At 64.8% G+C, this 3707-nt stretch carries 1 protein-coding gene and 3 pseudogenes; 1 reads left to right on the top strand and 3 read right to left on the bottom strand.

Features of this window, described 5'->3' with window-relative positions:
• The 3 genes and pseudogenes from B3P22_RS06670 to mksB all read right to left on the bottom strand — a co-directional run.
• Positions 1 to 971: pseudogene (locus B3P22_RS06670) on the bottom strand (chromosome partitioning protein ParA); the annotation flags it as partial.
• A pseudogene (locus B3P22_RS06665) lies at positions 968 to 1596 on the bottom strand (condensin complex protein MksE). The pseudogenes B3P22_RS06665 and B3P22_RS06670, both read right to left, overlap by 4 nt.
• 243 nt (positions 1597 to 1839) lie before the next feature.
• Entirely contained in the window at positions 1840 to 3081 is a 1242-nt protein-coding gene (gene mksB, locus B3P22_RS06660; RefSeq protein ID WP_197858279.1) for an Mks condensin complex protein MksB, read from the bottom strand.
• A 349-nt stretch (positions 3082 to 3430) separates the two neighbouring features.
• Between mksB and B3P22_RS06655 the strand changes: the two are divergent.
• A pseudogene (locus tag B3P22_RS06655) lies at positions 3431 to 3707 on the top strand (carboxynorspermidine decarboxylase); the annotation flags it as partial.

Genomic DNA, 3707 nt, shown 5'->3' with positions numbered 1-3707 from the left:
ATTTCGCTGATCTCGCGCTCCAGGCGCATCAGCTCGGCCGTGCCGCCGCGCTGCTCGTTCTGCAAGCCGTCCTGCTCGTTTCGATAGTGCTCAGCCTGGATGACCAGCTCTTCCTTGCGCGCATCGGCGTAGTCGTGCCAAGTGCCCAGCAGGTTATCGAGCAGCGGCGAGAGGCGGTGCAGCTTGCCTCGCAGCACTTCGCGCTGGGCCACGCCCGAGGCCAGTGCCTCGATCAAGGGGCCGGCGGTCACCAGAGCCTGGTAGTCCTGCTCCATGCGGCGCACGTCGCGGAAGGCTTCCTCGGTGGCGGCGATGTAGTCGACGCTGCCCGAGCGCAGGCTGTGCTCGAAGGCATCGAGGAACAGCTGCTTGAGTTTCGCCGCGGTGATCTCCCTCATATGGAGAAGGTTGATAAACAGCGCGCGGAAGGTTTTCAGGCTCTGCTCGCTGGTCGAGCGCAGCGGGATCAGGGTCAGGTCCAGCGGGATGCTGGTGTGGCCGCCGACCAGCAGGCGACGCAGTTCGTCGGGCTTCAGTTCGTAGGCGGTGATGCCAGCCTGGCCGAGGTTCTTGAACAGTTCGCGCTGACGCAGGCAGGTGCCGTTCTGCTGGTAGTGTTCCAAATCCAGCTCGCCGGCGTAGGCGAAGAACTGGTGGCCGAAGCCGCCGCCCGGGCCGCGACCGGCCACGCCGATCACATGCGGGCCGTGGGGCAGGGCGACTTCAACGAGGATGTAGCTGGTGTCGCTGGCGAAGTAGAACTTGCGCGAGGCTTCCAGGCTGTACTTGCCGAAGCTCATGTCCGAAATGCGTGCCAGGATCGGGAACTGCAGGGCGTTGATCGAGGCGGACTTGCCCAGGTTGTTGGCGCCGTAAACCGACAGCGGGTTTTCCAGCGGGAACAGGCCTAGGCTGTAGCCGGCGGTGTTCAGCAGGGCGAAGCGGCGGATGCCATAGCGTTCCTGGCTCATGCGTCCATCTCCTGTGCGGCGCGTTCTTCGGCCATGGCGCGGGCCAGGGCGTCTTCCTNNCGGGCAGCGGCAGGTCGCTGCTGTGCAGGCTGGCAGCCAGGTCGCGGTCGTGCTGCACTGACAGGCAGACGTCGAGGAAGCGGTGCATCGGCGGCAGGAAGCGGTACACGCCGTTGCTGTCCTCGGCGAAACCAAGCTGCACGAGACGGCGGATGATCTTGTCTTCCAGCTCCTCGAAGGTGGTGACCTCGGCCTGCAGGAACAGGTCGCGGTACTTTTCCAGCAGCGCTGGCAGCTCGTCACGGCCGATGCTGCCGCCGTCGAGTACAGAGAGCGGGTCGCGGCCCTGGTCGGCCAGGTGCTCGACCAGAATGAAGGTGAACAGCGCCAGGCGCTGTGCAGTCTTGTTAACCTGCGGCGCCACCTGCTCGGGCACGAAGTAATAGAAGCCGCGCGGGTCGCACACCAGCTCGAAACCGAGGGCGCGGAACAGCGCACGATACTGGTCCTGCATGCTGGACAGCTGGGCGTAGCACTCCGGCTCGCTACGCGAGATGTGATAACCCTTGAACAGGTCGCGGAAGGCGGCCGCGAGCTGGGTCATTTCTTTAAGGTCGATATTCATAGACGGTGCTCACGGGCAAGCGTTAGGTCGAGTGCGGCTGAGCGCGCTCCACCTGATAGGTCGGGATGGCCGATGGTGGGCAGGAGTAGGGTGGACGACGCTTCATCCGTCCACCGCCCGGTGATCGACGAGGTGGACAAGGAAAGCGTTGTCCACCCTGCGTGATGGTCATGCACTGGCGCGTCCTGCTGCCTGGCAATCGTCAAGGCGGACAAAAAGGGCGTTGTCCGCCCTGCGTCGCGTTTAAGCATGGGGGCGGCCCACCAGGGCGTAGGAGCTGATGCTGATTTCGTGCTCGCGGGTCAGATAGGTCTGGCGTTCCAGGCGGTCGCGCTGGAAGCGGCCTTCGCGTGACAGGCGCGAGAACCAGTAAAGCAATTCGTCTGTGGCGCCTTCCGGTTCCTGCTCCAGCAGCCAGGTCATCAGATCCGGCAGCGGCAGGGCCTGCTCGCAGCGTTCGATCATTTCCCGCGCGGTTTTCGGCGCCTTGGGCGCGCCGCCCTTGCGGCTGCCGCTGGCCTTGGGGAAATGCGCCGGCTTGGCTTCGAAGCGCGCCAGGGCGTAGACGTAGGCCTCGACCTGGCTGGCCGAACCGAGGAAGTTGCTTTGCGGCCGGGTGAACAGCGGCATGGCCGCCTGCGGCACGGCGTCGATGCCCTTCTTGCGAATCACCGACAGCGCCAGCGCGGCGCCGCGGGTCACGGCGTTGTGCCGGCGCGCTTCCTCGCGCAGCGGCAGTAGCAGTTCGCGCGCCTTACGCAGGGTCAGCTGGGCGGTGGTCTGCATTTCCAGGATACGCGCATGGGTGCGCAGCAGCAGGTCGTCGTCGACCAGTTGGCCGAGGCGCTGCTGGTCGCCGAGCAAGCGCAGCAGCACCTGTTCGACGCGGCGCACGCCTTGCTCGAAGGCGCCATCGGCGGCGACCAGCTGGATCATCGGCTCGACGTACTCGTCCCAGGTGGCCAATACCTCGGCGTAGCGCTGGCGCAGGGGGATTTGCCGGTCGCTGGTCTTGGCGCGGTCGGCCACGCCAACCAGCGCCTGTTCGTCGTTGGCCAGTTTCTTCAGCACGTCGCGCACGCGCATATCGAGCAGGCGCAGCTGGCGCGCCAGGTCGTTGGCGTCGCGCACCTCGAAGGCGTCCTGGATATAGCCGGCCAGGCGCTCCAGATGGCGCAGGTAGGCTTCGATCTCCAGGCACAGGCCGAGGCGGTGCTCGCGGCGCAGGTAGGCCAGGAAGTCGTGGATCTGCGCGTTGAGCTCGAAGCGGTTCGGGCTCTTGGCCACCGGCACCAGGATGTCCAGGCGGATCCAGGTGTCGAGCAGGGCAGTGGTGTCGCTGGGCGTGGCGTCGGGCAACTGCGTGGCGAGCTGGCTGCGCAGCTCGACCAGGCTCAGGGTGCCGGCGTCGAAGCGCTCGCAGAGCGGTTCGAGCAACGTCCAGTGTTCGGCGAGGGCGCGCAAAACGCGCTTGGGATCGATCATCGAGGCGCCGGTTCCAGGCAAGTTAAAAGGAGTGATTGTACTGCAAGGAAGGGGCCTGTTTTGAGTGTCTGTCGATCAGAGGCCGGCGAGCAACAGGTTGTTGCCGTATGTTACGTGCTGCGCAGGCGTAACCGAGCTGTCATGGGGGCGTCATGCGTACTGGGCAAGCTCGGCGACAGGCCGATCAGTGAAGGGTGAGCCCAGCGGGCAGAGTTCGCCAGTGATCGGTCCGGGGATGGAAATGCCCCTGGTGCCCTTTCGATATGCGTCAGTTATCGGCACAATTCGCGTCCACTTTTTTCCGGGGGGCTGAAAGTCCTCCATTGGCCGACCTTGCTGGGGCGACGAGATGATCCAGACGCCGTACTACCTCATCGACAAACAGAAGCTTCTGGTCAACCTGGAGAAGATCGCCTACGTGCGCGAGAACTCCGGTGCCAAGGCGCTGCTGGCGCTGAAATGCTTCGCCACCTGGTCGGTGTTCGACCTGATGCAGCAATATATGGACGGCACGACCTCATCGTCCCTCTATGAGTTGAAGCTGGGCCGGCAGAAGTTCGCGGGCGAAACCCACGCCTACAGCGTGGCCTGGGCCGACGACGAGATCGAAGAGATGGTCGCCAACT

The organism is Pseudomonas sp. UBA6323, assembly GCF_002439135.1.
Lineage (GTDB): Bacteria > Pseudomonadota > Gammaproteobacteria > Pseudomonadales > Pseudomonadaceae > Aquipseudomonas.
The sequence above is the reverse complement of the archived record's forward strand: the minus strand, read 5'-3'. Positions and strand labels throughout refer to the sequence as shown.

Excerpts from the sequence above, each read along its gene's own strand:
- mksB (WP_197858279.1), bottom strand. The coding sequence starts at position 3,081 with ATGATCGATCCCAAGCGCGTTTTGCGCGCCCTCGCCGAACACTGGACG.